This window comes from Rhodococcus sp. Leaf247 (genome assembly GCF_001426185.1).
In the GTDB taxonomy this organism is placed as follows: Bacteria; Actinomycetota; Actinomycetes; order Mycobacteriales; family Mycobacteriaceae; genus Rhodococcoides.
This window is the reverse complement of sequence record NZ_LMRP01000002.1, coordinates 946,747-965,872: the sequence shown is the minus strand read 5'-3', so window position 1 is coordinate 965,872 and position 19,126 is coordinate 946,747. Positions and strand designations below refer to the sequence as shown.

The following is a 19,126-nucleotide window of genomic DNA, read 5'->3' as shown; positions in this document are numbered from 1 at the left end:
TCAGGTCCAGTACAGCAGCTGCGCCGCGGGTAGGACGCGCTCGAGTTCGGCGGTGAACCACGACTTCATCTCCGCCATCGTCGCTTTCGGGTAGACGTACTTGACGCCGCCGAACTTCGAGCGCTTCGCCGACCTCGCGTCCTCGTCCATCTCGAGCTTCGTGGCCGGGTACCAGCTCAGCAACACGTCCTTGCTGGACGGCGTGAACCGGTGGGTGATGATCTCGGCCGTCAGGTCGACGTCGGGAACGTCCGCCACTGCGGACGCGATGTCGGCGAGGAGGTCGCCGTACTGCTCCTGCCAGCCGGGAACGGGCATGATCGGCGCGATGGTCACACCGACCGGGTACCCGGCCAGGGCCAGCGCACGCAGGGCGGCGATGCGTGCCGGCATCCTGGCGGTTCCGCCCTCGAAACGGTTGCCGATGTCGCGAGCATTGACCGACAGGCGCACGCGGGTGCGTCCGCCGTGATCGAGGCCGACCAGCTCGGTGACGTCGTCGAACTTGGTGGTGAAGCGCAGCGAGGCGCCAGAACCGAACTCCCCGCTGCCGACGCGGGAAATCGCCGCGGCGAGCGAGCCGGTGACGTGCTCGATCCCCAGAGGATCCGTGTAACAGGACATCTCGAAGGTCGTGCCCTCGTGTCCGCGCTCGGCGGTGCCGCTGGTGATGGTGCCGCGGCCGACGTGTGAGGCGATGGGCGCCAGGACGTCGTCGAGGTTGGCGTACACGCGGGTGACGGGCGGGCCGGACAGAGACCCGGCCAGGTAGCAGTACTGGCAGTGCGCGGGACATCCCTTGGCCAGATCGATGCGCCAGTCCGCGCTCGGTGGGATGGGCTGCGGCTTCAAGGCGCTGGGCGGCGCCACGACGACGGCGAGCGTCGACTTCGCACGCGCATAGGTCTCGCGCTCGGACTCGCCTCGCAGGCCGGTGAGTCGGTCGGCCGTCAGGACGTCGATCTCGGTGACGCCTGCTGCCTCGCACCGCCGCACGATCTCGGCCGTGTGCGGAAGATCGGCCGCCGACTTGGTGATCTGGACCCGACGGGGCGTCCACAGGCGTGTGGGGGCGAGGAGTGGGTCGGTCACGAACTTTACAACGTCAGGACGGCGGCGATGCTTCCCTCTGCTTGTTCCAGCGCAGCGCATAGGTCCGCAGCTTGCTGAACCCGCGCACCCGCAGCGGCCTGAGCGATTTCAGATAGAACTCGTCCTGCCCTGCCAAGGCGTCGGCCGTCTCGCTGTCCACGAGGACCGTGCCGGGGTGCGCATTGCTGGTCAGGCGTGCCGCGATGTTGACCACGGACCCGTACAGATCGCCGAAACGGGCCAGCGCCGGGCCCACCGCGATACCCACGCGCAACGCCGGTACGTCGTCGCGGTCGTCGAACGCCTCGTGCAGGTGGAGTGCGATCCGGGCGGCATCCGCGGCCGTCGCCGCCTGGAACATCACCTCGTCGCCGACGTTCTTGACCACGGAGCCGTGACCACGGGCAATGATGCCGGTGGCGACGGACTCGAACTCCTCGAGCAGAGAGGTGAGCGCTTCCACGTCGAGACGTCGGGTGAGGGAGGTGTAGCCGACCATGTCCGCGAAGCCGACCGCCACGACGTTGCGCGTGTCGCCCGACGCGTCCACCGCGAGCGCGCGTCCGGACGCCGCGGCGAGATGGCGCCGCCAGACGTAGTTCTGCAGCTGCTCGATCGACGGCACGGTCTCCGCGGCGATGACTCTGGCCTCGGCGCGGATGGCGTCGCGATCCGATTCGGACGCCGCCTCGGCATCGGCGATACGGGTGGCGATGTAGGAATTGACGACGCCCACCTGCCACTCCGCGAGGCGCGACATCGACTGCCCCAGGGTGCGGGCGACAGCGACCTCCATCGACTTCTCGACCACGTTCGTGTCGACCATGGTGGTGATCAGCTTCAGCGCGTCGACATCGGCGTCGGTGTACATGACGACATCCGGATCGGGATCCGTCGGGAACCCCATGGCGACCCAGAGCTGTTGTGCGCGTTCCAGATCGACGCCGGCCCGTTCGGCCACCTGATCTCGCGAAAACTTCGCCTCCTCGCCGAGGAGCGTCTGCTCGACATCCGCCTGGCGGAACGTGCGGGGGACGTCGTCGTTGTCGTGATCCGTCATCGTCGAACGTCGTCCAGCGTTCGTTCGAAGACGCCGCGGACCTCGGCGATATGGTCGTCGAGAGTGTCCAGCGACCAGTCCGTGGTCAGGATCGGGGCCCCGACGGTGACGGTGACCGTTCCGGGGTGCGCGGTGAACGACGACTTCCACATGACGTCACCCGCCCCCTGCAGGATGAGCGGCACGACAGGAACTCCGGCCTCCAGAGCGAGGTGGAACCCGCCCTTCTTGAACCGTCCTAGTCGGGCGGTGGGCATGCGCGTGCCTTCCGGGGCGACGGCCACGGAGACGCCGCTGTGCAGTTTGTCGATCGCGGGCTTCATGGCCTCGCGGGCCGCGGCATTGTTGGACCGGTCGACGTACGCGACGTCGAACAGGGCGCCGAGGGGAGCGAACCGTGGGTCGCGGCTGAGTTCCTTCTTCGCGACGGCCGTGATGTCGCGTCGGAGGACCCGTGCGACGACGATCATGTCCATCGACGACTGATGGTTGAACATGAAGACCGCGGGTCGGTGCGACCACGCGTTCTCCTCGTCGATCACCTCGACCGTGACCCCCGTCAGAGCCAGTGCGACCTCGGGTGCGACGGCGTTGGTGACGTTCGCTCCGACGCGGCGGCTCCCGCTGAGGATGCCCATCGTCGCGCCCAGTCCGGCACTGGCCAGGACCGAGCCCAATGCGGCGACGCTGCGGACCGTCGAGGTCAGGTCGGCTCCCCGCGTGGGTTTGCGGAGCTGCACACGCGACCATCCGCGGTTCTGCGCGATCCGATCGAGTTCCGGGTCGGGGTTGAGCGCGACAGGTCGTCCTACCGTCTCCAGCATCGGGACGTCCTCGACGCCGTTCGAGTAGCCGAAGCAGATGTCCGTGTCGACGCCCGCCTCGGTCGCCCAGTCCTCGATGGCTTCCGCCTTACGCGGGCCCCACAAGGATTTGCCGTCGAGAAGTCCGGTGAGCACGCCGTCCTCGGCGATCTCAGGGTGGGTGCAGATCAAGTCGTCGAACGTCAGATCGTCGACCACGGGCTGCGCCTGGTACGGAGTTGCCGACGTCGACATCACCACGCGATGACCGGCCCGGCGGTGGGCGGCGATCAGCGTGCGGACCTGCGGAAAGATCTGCGATGCGATCTCGGACCGGAACAGGCGGTAGGCCTGGTCGAGAAGTTCGTCGTGAGTCTTGCCTGCGAGGGCGCGCACGGCCTTGTCCATCAGATTGTCGACGGTGGTGCCGCGCACGCGCATCTCCACCACCGCGCTGCTGATCTCCCACAGCTCGAACAGATCGACGTCGAATCGGCGCAGCCGCTCCTTGAACACCGCTGTCGCGGAGTACCCGTCGATCACGGTTCCGTCGAAGTCGAAGAACGCCACGACGTCCGGGCCCTCGGGCGCCGCCGCGACGTCGGCGATCAGGTCGTCGAACGTTCGCGCGGGATGCGTGGTGGTCACCGGGTTCCTCCGTGGGTGTCGACCGAGTCGAGAGAGACGTGCACCATCGTCCGGATGCGTCGGGCTACGTGTCCCCACGCGGCAATTTCGGCGGCGAACGCGGCACGGCGCTCGGCGACTGCGTCACCGGAGGGATCGAGCAGGCCGCGATTATCGGCGAGTTGCAGTGCGGTGTCGAACAATTCGTTCGAGATGGCCTCGCTGTGCTCGAGCTGCTGACGCAGCCGGCGTGACTGCGCCACGCCCATGCACTCCTTCAGGAACGCCGGTTTGTCCAGTTCGACGCCCGGGGCGAGCGTCGTCAACTGGTCGGCGACCACCTGGTACGCCTCGAAGATGGGTTGCAGAACACGGTGCGCGAGGTGGAAAGGCTGTGACTGCAACGACTTCAAAGCGTATCCCTGGTGATCGAGCCCGGTGCGCCACTCCGGATCGATCATCGTCACCTCGTCCTCGAGGCGCTCGCCGAATTCCTTCTTCTCTCCGAAGAAGAACTCGAACTTGAGCAGATCCCGCAGTTCGAGCGCGGACTTCCACAGGTCGTCCGCAGCGACGGACCCGGTGGGGCAGTCCTCGGTCCGCAGGACCACCAGCTCACCGATGGCCCGCATGACGAAGAAGTGGATCGCGTTGTTGCGGAAGAAGGATGCGACCAGATGCTTGTCCTGGGCGAGGAGGAACAGCGGCTCCGGACCGTCGTCGAACCGCGTCACCACACCGGCGGCCACCTGCGCACGCACCGCGGCCGTCATGACCTCGATGTCGGTCAGGTCGATACCGCCGGCCGTCGGCAGCCCGCGCTGGTGGACGTACTGCGCGAGCGGCTCGACGATCGACCACATCTCACGCTGATTCAGCGCACGGTCCTCGATACCCAGCATGGCCATCGCGACGAGCGCCGCGGGACTGACGGGCGTGGATTCGTTGATGGCGTGCGACACCGCCAGCGCGGCGCGCTGGACGGCGACGCGCTTGTCGTCGTACTCGTCGAGGAATCCGCGCGCCGACATGGGCTTGCCGAAGCGCAGGTACACGGTGCCGCGGATCTGTCCCTGGGCGCGCACGTATCCGATGGCCATCTTGATGCCCTCGGCCTGCTTCTGCGCGCCGTGCGACTCCTTCGCCATCTCGCCGACCTCGTGCAGCCGGTCGTACGTGATCGACGTGGGCACCAGGTAGGCGTCGGCGGCGGTGCTGTTCTCCAGGGCGTCGAACAGGTAACTCAGCAGGCCGAACCGTGGGGGACGAAGCTTGCCGGTGCGGGATCGGCCACCCTCGATGTACCACTCGAGGTTGAACTTCTTGCTCAGCAGGAAGCTCATGTACTGACGCAGAGTCCACTTGTAGACGGCGTCGGAGAACTTGCGCTGGATCAGCACCACGCCACTGCGCTTCGCCAGGGGGCCGATCGGCCAGAAGCCGACGTTGATGCCGCCCATGACGTGGTTGAGGGGGAACCCCTGCTCGAGAAGGGCGGGCCGCAGCACCAGCGGATCGAGGTACGACCTGTGGTTCGGCAGGAAGACCAGCGGGAAGGACTTGTCCAGTTCCCGCAGTTCGGCGACCCGGTCGGTGTCCACCTCGACGCGGTAGGCGCGCGAGAAGAACGCGCCGAGCTGTCCCCACAATTCGACGGCGCGCTTGTTCTCCGTCGCGACCATCTCGTCGAGAATCTCGTGCACGCGGGAATTGACCGCCGACACCGGCTTGTCGACCGACGCCGCCAGTTCCGCCAGGTCGGCGCGGAACTGCGAACGCTCCGTCATCTCCTCGACGACGAACCGCGGGACCTTGTACTCGCTGCCGATGACCTCGCGCTCGGCCTTGTCCAACGTCAGACTGGCCTGGCGGGAGATGTAGGAACTGAGCGATCGGCCGCCCGAGGCGCGGAAACGCTCCGTCAGATCGGTCAGCAGTGCCGGCTCGCCGACGATGACTCGCGGCTCGCCGCGCTGAGCACCGGCCCACACCCGCAGGCCTCGGCGCGGCTTCTTGGTCCAACTGACTCTCAGCGGCGTCACCAACGGGTCGTAACCGCCGCTACGGTCGGTGAGCTCGTCGAGGGCTTTACCGGTCATGACCACGGATTCGGGTCGACCGTCGTCGTGGTGCCGATCGATCCAGTCGTTCGCGGCGTGGACGTCGACGTCGGAGACGGCATCGATCAGGAAGACCTGGCCGTGACCATCGGACGGCGGTGGATCGTCCGTCGTCGGAAACCCCGTCGAATCGAGTTGAGACATGACTGCTCGCCTTCCCCCGGGAGGAGCCACCGGCGGTGGGCCCGTGCATGTGATGGACCACGAGCGACCGACACGAGAAGTCGGCGCCCGCTGTGCGGTTGGCCGCAACGCTACGCCCGGGGCCGCTCCCGCGGTGGAGAACTCGTCACGACATGTCGACGGTTTCGTTGTCACCCACGTCCGGCTTGTCTCCGGTGATCCGCGACTTGGCGTACGCGATCAGTGTGGAGACCTTCGAGCCCGGCGCGGACCAGAACTCGGCGCCCTCTGCCTCGACGCGGAGCAGGACGACCTCGTCCGACTCGGGTCCGTTCTCGAACCAGGCCGCGACGCCCTGGCTCCAGAGGTCCTTCTTCTTGGCGTCGTCACGTACGACACTCGCGCGTCCCGACAGGGACACCCACGAGGTGCCCGACTGGAACGAGACGTTGACCGAGGGGTCGACGCCGATGTCGGCGACCTTGCGCGAGTCGTTCGCCGCGAAGAACCAGAGATCGCCGTCGAACTCGGTCTCCTGCAACGCCATCGGCCGCGACTTCAGGTGTCCGTCGGTGCCCTTGGTGGTGAACATGCAGAGTTTCGCGTCGGACATGAGGTCGGCGACGCGTGCGGTTCCATCAGTAGTCATGCCGACCGGCTACCCGACTCGAGCGCGTCGCAATCGAACGGAGCGGGAAGTGTGTCGGTGGCTCGTGCGAAACTTTGCCCTGGCTCAGCCGAGCACCCGATATTTGCGAGAAGAGGCACCCGAATTGAGCGCTCCCGCCCGGCGCCGCGCCGCCCGCGTCCCCGGTGACGCCTTGACGTCCGAGGACCTCGCGACCATCGAGGCCGGTCTCGCTGCCGGTCGTCGCGTCACCGTCTATCTCCGCGAGGCGACCCCGTCCCTCGGGTTGGAGGCGGGTGCCTCCGCACGCGTGCTGTCCGTCGACGGCACCACGGTCACGGTCAGCCCCAAGGGCGTCGACGACCAGTTGCCGTACGAGGCGGACGAATTGCGGATCAGCAAGGATGCGCCGGAACCTCCCCGCAAGGCCGCGAAGGTTCCCGCTCGCAGGCCGGCGCCGAAGGCAGAGGTGATCGTTCCAGCCCCAGCCCCAGCCCAAGCCCCCGCGCTTGCTCCCGAGACGTCCGTCAAGCCCCCGGCTCGCCCGGCGCGGCGCACGAAGGCGCAGCCGGCTCCGGTGTCGGTCACCGTCACCTCCGGCCCCGACGATCAGTGGACCGTGACGGTGTCCCACGGTGCGAAGAAGGTGGCCAAGCCCGCCGACGTGTCCGCCGACCGGGTCCTGCGGGCGGTCCGCGAACTCGGCGACGAGGCGGCGTCGGCAGCCGTGGAGGAGAAGATCGAGGCCGCTCGCGCAGCCGCGCTCGAACGCGTCGAGGCGCTGAGTCGGGAGCTCGACGAGGCCCGCCGAGCGCTGGACAGATTGAAGAACGAGTAGAAGTCGTACGAACCCCGCGTCACGTATTGCTACGGTGTGCGTGACCTCGGAGGGGAATACATGCTCAAGAAACTCGTGCTCGTCGCTACCACCGCACTGGCGCTCGCCGGTGGACTCGGTGCCGGAACAGCGGCCGCCGCACCCGTCGCAGTACTCGGCGGAGGATCCGGCCTACTGGTCGCGGACAGCGCCGGCAAGGGAAAGTTCGACTGCACCTTGACCACCATCGGTAACGATGCGGCCGGTCGGCTGGTCGGACTCACCGCAGGTCACTGCGGTGTTCCCGGAGATCTGATCGGTGCGGAATACCTTCCCGACGCGGGGGCAGTCGGGCGCATCGTCTCCTCGGTACCCGGCCTGGACTACGCCGTCATCGAGTTCGACCGCGGACGGGTCGCACCGACCAACCGCGTCGGCAACGTGACCATCACCGGCGTCGGCGCTCCGGCGCTGTTCCCCGGCATCATGTGCAAGGAGGGTCGCACGACGGGCAACACGTGCGGCATCACCTACGGTGAGCTCTTCCAGAACGACCGCACCTACACGCAGATCTGCGTCCAGCAGGGTGACTCGGGCGGCCCCGTCGTCGCCGGCACCACGCTGGTGGGCATGGTGAACGCGTACCTCGGCGTGCCGTGCATCGGACCCGAGGTCGGCACCAACATCCAGACCGTCTTCGACGACATCAACCGCGGCGGCGGCGTCGGCACCGGATTCGTTCCCACGCCGTAAATGCCCGTTGCACGAAAAAGGCCGTGACTCTTTTCCAGGAGTCACGGCCTTCTTCGTGGGGATCAGTTGACGCGCAAGCACGCCTTCAGCGTGGTCAGGTCGCCGGCGAAGCCGGGGCCGTCGCAGGTGACGCCGCCGAGGGAGTCGACCGTGACGGTCGAGCCCGGTCCGGCGATCGCGATGGACAGACCCGGGTTCAGGCCGAGGGCGTCGGCGACGCTGCCCGGTCCGAACGCGATGGCGGCGGGTGCGGCGAAGCCGACCGCGCTGCTGCTGGCAGTGCCGCCGTTGAGGCCGAGCGCGAGAGCCAGTGCGTTACGGCTGGCGTCGGCCGACGCGTTCCCGTAGGCGGCAGCGGCGCTGCTCGCATCGCTGGTGGCCTCGCAGAGGCCGTCGGCGGGAACAGCGTCCGCACCGAACGGCGCCTGGCATGCGGTGACCGGTGCTGCCGACGCGGTTGCGGGCAGGAATGCAGCCACACCCAGCGCGATACCGAACGCTCCGGCGATTGTCTTCTTCACTACTGACATGGTGTGGGTTGCCCTCTCCCGAATACGGTCGACGGCAACGAGTGCTGCCGCGTCTGTCCTTGAAGAGTGCCCCCGCCCGGTATCACCCAACGTCCGCTGAGATCACGGAGTCATCACACGTTGGTAACGGTGCGGTCTCAGCTGCAGACAGCGCCCTGCGAGGCCGAGCCGACCAGCTTGGAGTACTTGGCCAGCACACCGCGGGTGTAGCGCGGAGGCAGCGGGGCCCAGTCGGCGCGACGCGATTCGAGTTCCGCCTCGTCGACCAGCAGGTCCAGCGTGCCCTTGCCGACGTCGAGACGGATCTTGTCGCCGTCCTTCACCAGTGCGATGGGTCCACCGTCGACGGCTTCGGGAGCGATGTGTCCGACGCACAGGCCGGTGGTGCCGCCCGAGAACCGGCCGTCCGTCATCAGGAGGACGTCCTTGCCCAGGCCTGCGCCCTTGATGGCGCCGGTGATGGCGAGCATCTCGCGCATGCCCGGTCCACCCTTCGGGCCCTCGTAGCGGATGACGACGACGTCGCCCGCGGTGATGGTGCCGTCCTCGAGTGCGTCCATGGCGGCGCGCTCACGCTCGAAGATGCGTGCGGTGCCCTCGAAGACGTCGGAGTCGAAGCCCGCGGACTTGACGACGGCGCCGCCGGGAGCCAGCGAGCCCTTGAGGATGGTGATGCCGCCGGTGGGGTGGATCGGCTCGCTCATCGCGCGCAGCACCAGGCCGTCGGGATCCGGGGGAGCGATGTCGGCGAGGTTCTCCGCGACGGTCTTGCCGGTGACGGTGAGGCAGTCGCCGTGCAGCAGGCCGGCGTCGAGAAGCGCCTTCATGACGACGGGAACGCCGCCGATGCGGTCGACGTCCGTCATGACGTGGCGACCGAAAGGCTTGACGTCCGCGAGGTGCGGGACCTTCGAGCCCACGCGCACGAAGTCGTCGAGCGTCAGTTCGACGTCGGCCTCGTAGGCGATGGCCAACAGGTGCAGGACGGCGTTGGTGGACCCACCGAACGCCATGACGACGGCAATGGCATTCTCGAACGCTTCCTTGGTCATGATGTCGCGCGCGGTGATGCCGCGGCGCAGCAACTCCACGACGGCCTCGCCGCTGGCACGCGCGAATCCGTCACGACGCTTGTCGGGGGCGGGCGGGGCTGCGCTACCGGGAAGCGACATACCCATGGCCTCGGCCGCGCTGGCCATCGTGTTGGCGGTGTACATGCCGCCGCAGGCGCCTTCGCCGGGACAGATGGCGCGCTCGATCGTGTCGACGTCCTCACGCGACATGAGGCCGCGCGAACACGCCCCCACCGCTTCGAACGCGTCGATGATGGTGACCTGGTGCTCGCTGCCGTCGGACAGCGTCGCGAAGCCGGGCAGCGTGGATCCCGCGTAGAGGAAGACGCTGGCCAGGTCGAGACGCGCGGCCGCCATCAGCATGCCGGGGAGGGACTTGTCGCAACCGGCGAGCAGCACGGAACCGTCGAGGCGTTCCGCGCTGATCACGGTTTCCACGGAGTCGGCGATGACCTCGCGTGAGACGAGGGAGAAGTGCATGCCCTCGTGGCCCATGGAGATGCCGTCGGAGACGGAGATGGTGCCGAACTCGAGCGGGAAGCCGCCCCCGCTGTGCACGCCTTCCTTGACGGCCTTGGCCAGGCGGTCGAGGGAGAGGTTGCACGGCGTGATCTCGTTCCAGGACGAGGCGACACCGATCTGGGATTTGCCCCAGTCCGCATCTCCCATGCCTACTGCGCGCAGCATCCCGCGCGCGGCAGTCTTCTCCAGACCGTCGGTGACGTCGCGGCTACGGGGCTTGACGTCCGCGGCATCGGTGCTGGTGGGGGCAGTGGCATCTGAAGGGGTGCTGCTCATGGCAAAAACCCTAGACCGCACCGGTGACGCCCCTGATCGGGTGGTCCGCAACACCCCCGAGCACCGTTACCTTGCCGTTATCAACCAGTGACCTGATCGCGACACTCGCGATGCGCTACCGACTGGTCGCCCTGGCATCGTCGTGCCTGTCGAAAGCACCACCGGCGTTCGACGGATCGAGGTGAGAACCGTGAATACAACTGTCGCTCAACCTATTACGGAAGATTCCGCGGAGGCATCATCGGCCCGTCCGACGTCGCGATCGACAGCGGAGCTGTCCGCTCTGCTCCAGGCCGTCGGGCGCGGAGACCGTGAGGCATTCGCCCGTTTCTACGACGCGACCTCGTCGCGGGTCTACGGCGCAGTGCTCCGTGTGCTCCGCGACCGTGGGTTCTCCGAGGAGTGCGTCCAGGACGTCTACCTCGAGGTCTGGCAGAAGGCACCGACCTTCTCCCCGGCCCAGGGATCGCCGGCGGCGTGGCTGGTCACGATGGCTCATCGCCGCGCGATCGACCGTGTCCGCTCCGAGCAGTCGCGCACCGATCGTGAATCGAAGTACGCCATGCTCGACGCGGCGACCGGATCGACGGACACCTCGGACCGCTTCCTGGACCGCCGACCCGTCATCGACGCGATGTCGGAACTGTCGGGTCGTCAGAGGGAATGCCTGTTCATGGCGTTCTTCGAGGGACTGACCTACGCGGAAGCGGCCGACCGGATGGGTGTGCCGGTGTCGACGATGAAGTCGCGCATCCGTAGCGCGCTGGCGAAGATGCGCGTCGATCCGCGGATCGCCTGCCTCGCCGACATCGCCTAGGACCTTCTCGGCGACCGTATCGTGACGGCGGCGATGACGCCCGCGAGAGCGAGCATGCCCGCGCACAGCAGCATCGCGCTGCGGAAACCCGACGAGAACTGGTTCGGGTCGAGCTCGCCCGAGATCCCGACGATGCCCGGGATGGCTGCTACCGCGAGCAGCTGGGACGTCCGCGCCACCGCGTTGTTCACCGCGGACGCCGTGCCCGCGTGCGACGCGGAAGCGGCGCCGATCACCGCGGACGTCAACGGGGCGACCAGCAGCGAGAGGCCGACGCCGAACACGATCACGGCGGGCAGCACGGACCCGACGTAGGACGATCCCGGAACGATGCGGATCATCAGAACCAGTCCCACGGCAGCGACGGTGGGCCCGATCGTCATCGGCAACCTCGGTCCGATCCGGCCCGCCAGCGCACCGGCTCGGGCGGACAGCAGCAGAAGGGCCGCCGTGATGGGCAGAGTCGCGACGCCTGCCGCCAGCGCGGTGTAGCCGAGAGCGACCTGCAGTTGGAGCAGTAACAGGAAGAACACGCCGCCGAGCGCCGCGTAGGCCGCGAACGTGACGACGTTCGCCGCGACGAACACCGACGACGAGAACAGCGACGGTGGGACCAGCGGGTGCAGCGTCCGACGTTCGATCACGACGAAGACGGCGACCGCGACAAGCCCCAGGACCACCGGTAGCCACCGACCGTAGATCGCCCCATAGGTGAGGGCGGCCAGGCCACCGGCGATCACGACGGCACCCGGAAGGTCGAGTCGGCCGCTCGCCTCGGGGTCACGGGTCTCGGGAACGTGACGGAGCGTCACGGCGACGACGGCCACGGCGAGGGGGACGTTGATCCAGAAGATCGATCGCCACCCCACGAACTCGACCAACCAGCCGCCCAGCAGCGGACCGACAGCCGACCCGATTCCTCCGAAGCCGGACCACAGGCCGATGGCGGCACCGCGATCCTTCGAGTCGATCGACGCGGACAGGATGGCGAGCGATCCGGGAGTCACCAGCGCCGCGCCGACGCCCTGCACCACGCGGGCCAGCACGAGGAACTCGACGTTCGGCGCGAGCCCGCACGCCACCGACGCGGCCGCGAACCAGACGGTTCCCAGCACGAAGATCCGTCGGCGGCCGAAGCGGTCACCCAGCGACCCTCCCAGCAGCACGAAGGCAGCCAGAGTCAGTGTGTATCCGGTGACCGTCCACTGCAGGCCGCTGACGTCCGCGCCCAGATCGGTTCCGATGTCGGGGAGCGCGATGGTGACGACGGTCCCGTCGAGCAGAGACAGCGTCGATCCCAGCACGGTGGCCAGGACGATCCACCGACCGCGTGCCGACGCCAGTGGGACCGTCGACGCGGACGGCGTCGTCACGCGGGGTCGAAGCAGACGACGAAGTCACGCTCGTCGTAGACGTAACTCTGGTCCGAGGAGCAGTCGTTCTCGTCGGACGTTCCCTGCAGGATCTCGACGACGCGCACACCCTCGATCATCGACGCGTCGCAGTCGCTGCGTTCGGGATCGGGCGTGCCGAGATCCATGCAGCCACCCACGACGAAGTCGATGTCGAGGCACAGTGCGCCCTGCTCGACACCGTTCAGGGTCTCGTAATAGGTCTGATCGACGTCGGACGGGCAGAAGTCGACCGAGGTCTCCGCGGAGACCACGCGGTAGTTCGACTCGGGCGACCCGCACGGGGCCTCCTCGATGGTGGCGTCGTCGACCGTTCCGCCCAGGCGGACGCAATCGCCTGCCTGCGCGTCGATCGAGACGTCTCCACCGGTTCCCGACGGCGTCGTCGTCGGAGGTAACAACGTGTCGTTCGGGAGTTCCGTCGCGGGAACGGTGTCCTGCTGGGCGACGGCGGTCCCGGTCACGGTCGACGAGCACCCTGCCACCAACACGACCGTTGCCAGGACAGCCAGAATGGCGGCCGCGGACGATCGCCGAGAAATGGTCATGGACGACACTTTATGCCCGCCGGCGACCGTATCCACGCGTGTAAGGATGACGATGTGGATCTCCCAGTCTCGCCCCCGTTGCAGCCCATGCTCGCCAAGGCCGCGAAGGTCGTCCCCGACCAGCCCGAGTCGGGTGATCCGACGTGGTCCTACGAGCCGAAATGGGACGGTTTCCGCACCATCGTCTTCCGCGACGGCGACGAGGTGGTCCTCGGGTCGCGCGGAGGCAAGGATCTGGCGCGCTACTTCCCCGAGATGGTCGACGCCGTCAAGGAGGAGCTTCCCGAGAGGTGCGTCGTCGACGGTGAACTGGTGGTCGCGCTCGAGACGGACGGGTCCTGGCGACTCGACTGGGATTCGCTGTCCGAGCGCATCCACCCGGCCGACAGCCGGGTGCGGATGCTGGCGGAGAAGACGCCGGCGCAGTTCATCGGGTTCGACCTCCTCGCGCTCGGCGACGACGACCTCACCGCCTTGCCCTTCGCCGAGCGACGTGCGCGGCTCGAGACGATTCTCGACGGATCCCGCACTGCGCCGCGCTGCCACGTCACCCGCGTGACGGACGATGCCGCACTGGCCACCGACTGGTTCGACCGTTTCGAAGGTGCCGGGTTGGACGGAGTCGTCGCCAAGCGGTTGGACGGTGTCTACGTGCCCAACAAGCGCGAGATGATCAAGGTCAAGCACGCGCGTACCGCCGACTGTGTGCTGATCGGGTATCGGATCCACAAGAGCGGCAACGGTATCGGGTCGATGCTGCTCGGCCTGTACAACGGGGACCAGCTGCAGATGATCGGCGGCGCCTCGGCATTCACCGACGCGAAGCGGCTGTCGTACCTGGCGGAACTCGAACCGCTCCGCGTCGGTGACGACGTGGTTGCCGACGGTGAGCAGACCCGCTGGCGGTCGGGAATGGATCGCACGTGGATCCCGGTACGCCCCGAGCGGGTGCTCGAGGTGGCGTACGACCAGATGGAGAAGTCGAGGCTCCGTCACGCCGCGAGGTTCGTCCGGTGGCGCCCGGACCGCGACCCGCTGAGCTGCACGTACGACCAACTCGACGTGCCCGCCGAGTACGACGTCGCCGACATCCTGGACGGTGCCTGAACCATGGCCAAGAGTGCAGCAGCGATGGTGCAGGTGGGTGAGCGCGAGGTTCGCGTGTCCAGCCCCGACCGGATCATCTACGAGGCGACGGCGCGGACGCCCGACATCACCAAACTCCAGGTGTGCGAGTACTTCGCGTCCGTCGGCGAGCCGATCGTGCGGGCGCTGGGGGATCGACCGACGGCGATGGAACGGTGGCCCGACGGCTACCGCGACGGGATGCGTCTGGCCACCGGCCCGCAGGACAAGGGCGGCGACGGTTTCTACCAGAAGCGCCTTCCGCGTGGGGCTCCCGACTACATCGAGACCGTGGAGATCACGTTCCCCAGCAAGCGGCGCGCGGAGGAACTGTGTCCGTCGGAACCGGCGGCTCTGGTCTGGGCGGCGCAGATGGGAACCCTCACGTTCCATCCGTGGCCGGTGCGTCGGCCCGACGTGGACCACCCGGACGAACTCCGCATCGACATCGATCCGCAGCCGGGAACCACGTTCACGGATGCGCGTCGCGTCGCGCTCCTGACGCGCGATGTGTTGCAGGAGTTGGGGATCCGCAGTTTCGTCAAGACCAGTGGTAACCGCGGTGTCCACGTGTATGTGCGTATCCGACCGGAGTGGGGCTTCGAGGACGTGCGGCACGCGGCCATCGGCCTGGGACGTGAACTCGAGCGCCGAGACGACTCGGTGACCACCGCATGGTGGAAGGAGCAGCGTGGGTCGCGCCTGTTCATCGACTACAACCAGAACAATCGCGACCGCACGATCGCCGGTGCGTGGAGTCTGCGAGCGCGACCGGGAGCGCCCGTGTCGACGCCCCTGACGTGGGACCAGTTGGCGGACACCGACGATCCCGCGGTCTACAACATCGTCACCGTCGCGGACCACCTCCGCGACGGCGGCGACCCCTGGGCCGACATGGACGACGAGGCCTTCTCGCTGGAACCCCTGTTGGACCTGTGGAACACGTTGCCCGGAGGCGAACTCAACTTCCCACCCGACTACCCGAAGATGCCGGGCGAACCACCGCGCGTCCAGCCGTCCAAGAAGGTTGCGGCGCACTGGGACGAGGACGGGAACAAGGCCGAGCAGTAGGTCCGCTCAGTCGCGCACGGACGCGGCGCGCATCGATTCGAGCGTGCGGATGATGGTCGCCGCGTCGTGCGGGCCGGTGTGGCGCTGGGGAGCGCTGCCCTGCACGCCCAGGTAGAAGGTGGGGGTGCCCGGCAGTTCACTGGTCAGCGCGTCGATCTCGTCGTCCTCGACGCGGGTGACGAAGTCGCCGGTGCGCAGGTCGTCCTCGAACTTGTCCAGGTCGAGTCCGAGCTCCGCCGCGTAGACGTCGATGTCGTCGCGCTCGAGCGCATCACTGTGCAGGAACAGCGTGTCGTGCATCTCCCAGAACTTGCCCTGCGCCGCAGCAGCTTCCGATGCCTCGGACGCGTACCGCGCGTGGGGGTGATAGTCGTCGAGGGGGTAGTGGCGGAAGATGTAGCGCACGTCGTCGCCGAAGTGCGCACGGACCTCCCGCGTACTTCCGGTGGCCTTGCTGCAGAACGGGCACTCGAAATCGCCGTACTCGACGATCGTCAGGGGAGCGTCGACCGGTCCGCGAATGTGATCGCGCTTGGCGGTGACCGGGCGCAGCAGGTCGAGCGACGGTTCGGCCGGCGGCGGCGCGAACCGGTTGCCCAGCGAGAAGACCAACCACCCGAGAAGGGCGGCGATCACGGACGCACTGAGCACACCCACTCGTGCCTGGTCGGCCAGTGCCTGATCGTCGAGAGCCAGGTCGACGATGAACAGGGAGATGGTGAAGCCGACCCCGGACAGTGCTGCGCCACCGGCAATCTGAGGGAACGTGAGGCCGGGGGTCATCGATCCGGGGCGCAGTTTCGCGAACAGCGCGCTCGCGCCGGTGATGCCCACGAACTTGCCGCCGACGAGTCCGAGGACGATGCCCCACGTCAACGACGACGTGGCCGCGGCCTTCAGCGTCTCCGAACTCAGGACGACACCCGCGTTGGCCAACGCGAAGATCGGCACGATGATGAACGCCGTGTACGGCTGATACAGCCGCATCAGGCGCTCGTTCACCGAGACGGCCCGCTCGAGGCCCAGACGCGCCGCGCGGGCGTACTCGGGATTGGGTGATTGGCGGAACGCGCGCGTGAGGGCTGCCGCGTGCTCGACCTCGCTGCGTCGCGGCGGATAGACGGGCAGGATCAGCGCGATCATGACGCCTGCCAGAGTGGGGTGGACCCCCGACTCGTACATGGCGACCCACGTGACCACCGAGACGACGAGGTAGCCGGCGCCGCGCCACACTCTCAGTCGTCGCAGGGACGCGATCAACGCCAGGCCCACGAGGGAGACGATCAGCGGGCCGATCTTCAACTCGTCGGTGTAGAAGACGGCGATGATGGCCAGGGCACCCACATCGTCGGCGACCGCGAGGGTCAACAGGAAGATGCGGAGTCGGACGGCGCGGGCCGGGCCGACGACGGCGAGCAGACCGACGACGAACGCGGTGTCCGTCGAGATGACGACGCCCCAGGCGGCGGCCTCCGGACCGGACGGATTGAGCGCCAGGAACAGCAGGGCAGGGAGTGCGAGACCGGCTATCGCGGCGACGATGGGGACCGCGGCGCGAGAACGGTCGCGCAGCTCACCCATCGCGAACTCTCGCTTGACCTCCAGGCCGACGACGAAGAAGAACAGCGCCATCAGACCGTCGTTGACCCAGTGCTGCAGGTCTAGTTCGATGCCGTGGTCGCCGAGTGTGATGGACAGAGGGGTGTGCCAGAAACTCTGGTACGTCTCACCCCACGGCGAGTTCGCCCAGATCAGAGCCGCCACGGTTGCGACGAGGAGGAATGCTGCAGCGATGGTCTCGCTGCTGTCGCCGCGCCGCGCTTCGGCGATCTTGTCGATCAGGCTCTGCATACGCGTCGGGCGCGCGGTGATCGAATCTGACACGTCGATGAAACTACAACAGCGCCGCACCCGTGACCGGGTGCGGCGCTGTGAGATGTGACGGGTGACTAGCCCGCGTCGCGTGCTGCTTGCTTCTCCGAAGTTGCATCCGCGGTGGAGAGCTGTCCGCCGGAGTTCTCGAGGTGCGCGCGCACGAACCAGTGGAACAGCTCGAGCTGGCCGCTGTGCCCGATGAGCAGATCCTCGGTGACGGGATCGACCTTGCCGACCTCTTCGATCGCGGCGCGGTAGTCCGAGATCACGCCGGTGTAGACCAGGTCCAGAGCGCCGAGGTGCTCGATGGCCAGTGCGCGACCGATGCTGTAGTCGTCCCACTTGCGCTGGGAAACGATCGTTCCGGGCGTTCCCAGAGCGGACGAGCCGAGCGTCGCGATGCGCTCCGCGACGTCATCGGCGAAGCCGCGAACGGCCTCGACCTGGGGGTCCAGCATCTCGTGGACCGAGATGAAGTTGGGTCCGACGACGTTCCAATGAACGTGCTTGAGCGTCAGGTGCAGGTCGTTGAGCGCATTCAATCGATCCTGGAGAACCGCGGCGACGTTTGCGCCGTCCGAGGTGCTCATGCCGGGAACGGTGTACGAGGCCGCCTTCTGCGTCGTGTCAGTCATGTCGGACTGATTGCCCATCGGCCCCGCCGTTCAAACACTGGTGAGAGGTGTCACCCGGGCTGCGTAGGCTTCGGTTCGAAGGGTTTGTCCGAGAAGGGTGTTCTGACTAGTCATGCGTGTTTTCTTCTGCCGTAAGTGCGGCCAACAGCTGTCGTTCGAGAATTCGATCTGCCTCAGTTGCGACAGCCGACTCGGATTCCACCTCCCCAGTCGCAGCATGATGGTCCTGGACGAGGACCTGTCCGTCACCGTCGACGGTGACGTCTGGCGGCGCTGCGCCAACATCAAGCGAGCGCAGTGCAACTGGCTCGTCGACTCCAGCGACGGCGCGACACTGTGTCTGTCGTGCTCGTTGACGCGCACGCGCCCGGCGGACACCGACATCGAGGCCATCGCGGAGTTCGCCTCCGCCGAGACCGCCAAGCGTCGGGTGGTCCTCGAGCTGGACGAGCTGCACCTGCCCATCATCGGCCGGGACGAGAATCCGGAGGGCGGTCTGGCCTTCGATCTGCTCTCCAGCGCGAACCGGAACGTCATCACCGGTCATGCGAACGGGCTCATCACGCTCGACCTCGCCGAGAGCGACGACGTCCATCGCGAGCAGCTCCGTGTGTCGATGGACGAGCCGTACCGCACCCTCGTCGGACACTTCCGCCACGAGATCGGCCACTTCTATCAGATGGTGCTGATCGGTGACGGCGAGCACCGCGCCCGCTTCGAGGAGCTGTTCGGCAACCCGGACGACGACTACAAAGCCGCGCTCGACCGTCACTACAGCGAGGGTGCGCCGGAGGGCTGGAAGAAGAACTACGTCTCCTCCTACGCCACGATGCACCCCGCGGAGGACTGGGCGGAGACGTTCGCGCACTACCTGCACATCCGCGACACGCTCGACACGGCCGCGGCCTACGCATTCGCTCCCGCGGGATCGACCTTCGACGCACCGCTGGCCGGCGACGTCGGATTCGCGCGCATCATCGACTGGTGGCTGCCGCTCACCTGGTCGCTGAACCAGTTGAACCGGTCGATGGGGCATCAGGATCTGTACCCCTTCGTCCTGCCCGCCAAGGTCCTGGAGAAGATGCGCTTCGTCCACAACGTGATCGTTCCGGACGAGGTATAGAGGTCAGGCACGTTGTGGACGGTGCGGCGATCCCACGCTGACGCCTGACAGTTCCGGGTCGGAGCCTGCCGGTAGGCGCTCCCGCTGACACTCCAT

17 protein-coding genes are annotated in these 19,126 nt (G+C 67.4%); 6 read left to right on the top strand and 11 right to left on the bottom strand.

Annotated elements, in window-relative coordinates:
- The 5 genes from ASG64_RS13870 to ASG64_RS13850 all read right to left on the bottom strand — a co-directional run bounded on the left by ASG64_RS13870 (position 1) and on the right by ASG64_RS13850 (position 6,474).
- On the bottom strand, positions 1–1,092 hold the full coding sequence (locus tag ASG64_RS13870) for a spore photoproduct lyase family protein (RefSeq protein ID WP_056074081.1): 1,092 nt from the start codon (positions 1,090–1,092) through the stop codon (positions 1–3).
- A gap of 13 nt (positions 1,093–1,105) precedes the next feature.
- Positions 1,106–2,152: an adenylate/guanylate cyclase domain-containing protein gene (locus ASG64_RS13865; protein ID WP_056074080.1), complete on the bottom strand. Its 1,047-nt coding sequence runs from the start codon at positions 2,150–2,152 to the stop codon at positions 1,106–1,108.
- The gene (locus ASG64_RS13860; RefSeq protein WP_056074079.1) at positions 2,149–3,603 is read right to left on the bottom strand and encodes an HAD-IB family hydrolase; all 1,455 of its coding nucleotides are present in this window, start codon (positions 3,601–3,603) and stop codon (positions 2,149–2,151) included. The genes ASG64_RS13865 and ASG64_RS13860 overlap by 4 nt, the downstream gene beginning before the upstream one ends.
- Positions 3,600–5,846, bottom strand: coding sequence for a glycerol-3-phosphate 1-O-acyltransferase (locus ASG64_RS13855; protein WP_056074078.1), 2,247 nt, complete (start codon positions 5,844–5,846; stop codon positions 3,600–3,602). The genes ASG64_RS13860 and ASG64_RS13855 overlap by 4 nt, the downstream gene beginning before the upstream one ends.
- Positions 5,847–5,991: 145 nt before the next feature.
- The gene (locus tag ASG64_RS13850; RefSeq protein ID WP_042576237.1) at positions 5,992–6,474 is read right to left on the bottom strand and encodes a pyridoxamine 5'-phosphate oxidase family protein; all 483 of its coding nucleotides are present in this window, start codon (positions 6,472–6,474) and stop codon (positions 5,992–5,994) included.
- Positions 6,475–6,598: 124 nt separating this feature from the next.
- On the opposite strand from ASG64_RS13850, the gene ASG64_RS13845 reads away from it, so the two are divergent.
- Positions 6,599–7,291 carry a DUF6319 family protein gene (locus ASG64_RS13845; protein ID WP_056074077.1) on the top strand — a complete coding sequence of 231 codons (693 nt, stop codon included), beginning with the start codon at positions 6,599–6,601 and terminating at the stop codon, positions 7,289–7,291.
- Positions 7,292–7,351: 60 nt separating this feature from the next.
- Complete coding sequence (locus tag ASG64_RS13840) at positions 7,352–8,023, top strand: S1 family peptidase (RefSeq protein WP_042576369.1); 672 nt, start codon at positions 7,352–7,354, stop codon at positions 8,021–8,023.
- Positions 8,024–8,085: 62 nt separating this feature from the next.
- On the opposite strand, the gene ASG64_RS13835 is transcribed toward ASG64_RS13840, so the two are convergent.
- Both ASG64_RS13835 and ilvD read right to left on the bottom strand, forming a co-directional pair.
- Positions 8,086–8,553 carry a DUF6764 family protein gene (locus ASG64_RS13835; RefSeq protein ID WP_056074076.1) on the bottom strand — a complete coding sequence of 156 codons (468 nt, stop codon included), beginning with the start codon at positions 8,551–8,553 and terminating at the stop codon, positions 8,086–8,088.
- Positions 8,554–8,690: 137 nt separating this feature from the next.
- A complete protein-coding gene (ilvD, locus tag ASG64_RS13830; RefSeq protein WP_042576234.1) occupies positions 8,691–10,424 on the bottom strand; it encodes a dihydroxy-acid dehydratase in 1,734 nt (577 codons plus the stop codon).
- A gap of 190 nt (positions 10,425–10,614) precedes the next feature.
- Here ilvD and ASG64_RS13825 point away from each other — a divergent pair, with 190 nt between their 5' ends.
- A complete protein-coding gene (locus ASG64_RS13825) occupies positions 10,615–11,241 on the top strand; it encodes a sigma-70 family RNA polymerase sigma factor (protein ID WP_231568782.1) in 627 nt (208 codons plus the stop codon).
- On the opposite strand, the gene ASG64_RS13820 is transcribed toward ASG64_RS13825, so the two are convergent.
- Both ASG64_RS13820 and lppU read right to left on the bottom strand, forming a co-directional pair.
- Complete coding sequence (locus tag ASG64_RS13820; protein ID WP_056074075.1) at positions 11,238–12,614, bottom strand: MFS transporter; 1,377 nt, start codon at positions 12,612–12,614, stop codon at positions 11,238–11,240. The two genes, ASG64_RS13825 and ASG64_RS13820, sit on opposite strands and share 4 nt — an antisense overlap.
- Complete coding sequence (gene lppU, locus ASG64_RS13815) at positions 12,611–13,201, bottom strand: LppU family putative lipoprotein (RefSeq protein WP_056074074.1); 591 nt, start codon at positions 13,199–13,201, stop codon at positions 12,611–12,613. Before lppU ends, ASG64_RS13820 begins: the two co-directional genes overlap by 4 nt.
- A 54-nt stretch (positions 13,202–13,255) precedes the next feature.
- Between lppU and ASG64_RS13810 the strand changes: the two genes are divergently transcribed.
- Both ASG64_RS13810 and ASG64_RS13805 read left to right on the top strand, forming a co-directional pair.
- Positions 13,256–14,308 carry an ATP-dependent DNA ligase gene (locus ASG64_RS13810; RefSeq protein WP_056074387.1) on the top strand — a complete coding sequence of 351 codons (1,053 nt, stop codon included), beginning with the start codon at positions 13,256–13,258 and terminating at the stop codon, positions 14,306–14,308.
- 3 nt (positions 14,309–14,311) lie between these two features.
- The gene (locus ASG64_RS13805) at positions 14,312–15,397 is read left to right on the top strand and encodes a DNA polymerase domain-containing protein (RefSeq protein ID WP_056074073.1); all 1,086 of its coding nucleotides are present in this window, start codon (positions 14,312–14,314) and stop codon (positions 15,395–15,397) included.
- Between the two features lie 6 nt (positions 15,398–15,403).
- On the opposite strand, the gene nhaA is transcribed toward ASG64_RS13805, so the two are convergent.
- Both nhaA and ASG64_RS13795 read right to left on the bottom strand, forming a co-directional pair.
- Positions 15,404–17,248 (bottom strand): Na+/H+ antiporter NhaA, encoded by a 1,845-nt coding sequence (gene nhaA / locus ASG64_RS13800; protein WP_056074072.1) that lies wholly within the window; start codon positions 17,246–17,248, stop codon positions 15,404–15,406.
- Between the two features lie 98 nt (positions 17,249–17,346).
- On the bottom strand, positions 17,347–17,907 hold the full coding sequence (locus ASG64_RS13795) for a Dps family protein (protein ID WP_042576367.1): 561 nt from the start codon (positions 17,905–17,907) through the stop codon (positions 17,347–17,349).
- 112 nt (positions 17,908–18,019) lie between these two features.
- On the opposite strand from ASG64_RS13795, the gene ASG64_RS13790 reads away from it, so the two are divergent.
- Positions 18,020–19,030, top strand: a complete 1,011-nt coding sequence (locus tag ASG64_RS13790) for a zinc-binding metallopeptidase family protein (protein ID WP_042576228.1) — start codon at positions 18,020–18,022, stop codon at positions 19,028–19,030.
- Positions 19,031–19,126 lie beyond the last annotated feature (96 nt).